Source organism: Synergistes jonesii (assembly GCF_000712295.1).
In the GTDB taxonomy this organism is placed as follows: domain Bacteria; phylum Synergistota; class Synergistia; order Synergistales; family Synergistaceae; genus Synergistes; species Synergistes jonesii.
On the sequence record NZ_JMKI01000040.1, the window covers coordinates 1 to 1,961 of the forward strand.

Below are 1,961 nucleotides of genomic sequence, written 5' to 3' on the forward strand. Positions count from 1 at the left end.
CCGTGCTCGTCAAAACCTGAAACGGGATTTTCAGATCGTTCAGACCGAACCTGAGCAGGTGCGCGTCACCGCCGTGGACGGCAAATGATTTTCTGGCTTCATGTGAATTTTGAGAGGGGTCAGCGTAAAAATGCAGGATAAGAAAAGACAATTCTTCGGGACCGACGGAGTGCGCGACGTTGCAAACAGCGGGATGATGCGCCCCGAAGCGGCTATGAGGCTGGGCGCGGCTTACACGGTATTTTTGAGGAAGCGCGGCGCAGGTACACCTAAGATCGCAGTGGGACGCGACACCAGGCGCTCCGGCGAGATGCTCCAGTCCGCGCTGATGGCGGGTATCACGTCGGCCGGCGGCTCGGCGTCGGACCTCGGCGTCATCCCGACCCCCGGCGTCAGCAGCGTAGCCGCCCACAACGACTTCGACGGCGGCGCGGTGATAAGCGCGTCGCACAATCCTCCGGAATACAACGGCATAAAATTTCTCGACAAGGACGGCTTCAAGCTCACGGACGACGACGAGGCCGATATAGAAGAAATATTCCTCGACGAAAAGAAGCGCGCCTTCGCGGCGCCGGTAAACATCGGAGGCGTCAGCGACGGCTCGCGCTTCCGCGAAGAGTACGCGAAGCGTTTGAAAAAAATAATAGAGGAGATAAAAGATTATTCCTGCCCGATAGTTATAGACGCGGCGAACGGCGCCGCGTCGGCGTTCGTCGAGCCGCTCTTCTCAGACTGGCGCGGCAGGGTCACCTTCATCGCCAATAAGCCGAATGGCGTGAACATAAATGAAAACGTCGGCGTGACGCACATCAATACGCTCGCGTCGGAGGTAGTAAAGAACAAAGCGGAGCTCGGCATCGCGTACGACGGCGACACGGACCGCGTGCTGCTCTGCGACAGCAGTGGGCGTGTGCTCGACGGCGACATAATGCTGTGGGTGATAGGGCGCTGGCTCGCTAAGCGCGACAGGCTCGGCGCCGGCGTCGCCGCGACCGTGATGTCGAATATGGCGCTCGAAGAGCTCCTCGCGAAGGAGGGTATAAAAGTTTTCCGCTGCCCGGTCGGCGACAGATACGTGCTCGACACGATGCGTAAAGAGGGGGCGCGAATCGGAGGCGAACAGTCCGGCCACATTATAGCGCTCGAATACGCGAACACCGGCGATGGGCTCTGCGCAGGAGTCCTCTTCCTGAAGGGGGTCGCGGAGCTCGGCGAAGAGATTTCGACGCTCAGCGACCGCTTCGAGCGCTATCCGCAGCTGTTGCGCAACATGCGCGTCGACGGCAAAGAAAAGATAATGAAGAGCGAAAAAGTCGCGTCGGCCGCCGCCGAAGCGGAGAAACTCCTCGGCGGCAGGGGGCGCATGCTTCTGCGTCCGTCGGGGACGGAGCCCCTTATCAGAATATTCGTCGAATCGCGCGACGAAAAGCTTATGAACGAAGCCGCCGGCATCATGGAGGACGCGATCAGAAAGGAAATAGAATGCCATGTCTGAGGTCCGCTACAAGCCGGTAAAGAAAGCGGTATTCCCCGTGGCCGGGCTGGGGACGAGATTCCTCCCCGCGACTAAGGATGTGCCGAAGGAAATGATGACGCTAATCGACAGGCCGCTCATACACCACGGGGTCGACGAGGCGGTCGCCTCCGGCTGCACGCAGATAATGTTCGTCACCGGGCAGGGCAAGGAAAGCATACGCCGCTACTTCGAGCCGTCGGAGGAGCTGGTCGCTGCCCTGCGCGAGCGCGGCAAGGAGGACCTCGCGGAAAAGGTCGACGGCATACATAAGCTCGCGGAATTCCATTACGCCTATCAGCAGAAGCCCCTCGGCCTCGGCCATGCGGTGCTCTGCGCGGAAGAATTCTGCAAAGGCGAATTTTTCGGGCTGATCCTGCCCGACGACGTGATGGCGGCGAAGCCTACCGTGCTGCGCCAGCTTGAAGCGGTCGCGGAAAAATATGAT

General features: G+C 59.9%; 2 protein-coding genes. Both read left to right on the top strand.

Translation table 11 applies throughout. The annotated features are described in order from the left end of the window. Positions 1 to 130: 130 nt before the first annotated feature. Entirely contained in the window at positions 131 to 1,495 is a 1,365-nt protein-coding gene (gene glmM, locus EH55_RS10470) for a phosphoglucosamine mutase (RefSeq protein ID WP_037977628.1), read from the top strand. Continuing rightward, a partial coding sequence (locus EH55_RS10475; RefSeq protein WP_037977629.1) for a sugar phosphate nucleotidyltransferase occupies positions 1,488 to 1,961 on the top strand: 474 nt, incomplete at its 3' end. The genes glmM and EH55_RS10475, both read left to right, overlap by 8 nt.

Coding starts and splice junctions, on each gene's coding strand:
- glmM (WP_037977628.1), top strand. CDS start 131: ATGCAGGATAAGAAAAGACAATTCTTCGGGACCGACGGAGTGCGCGAC.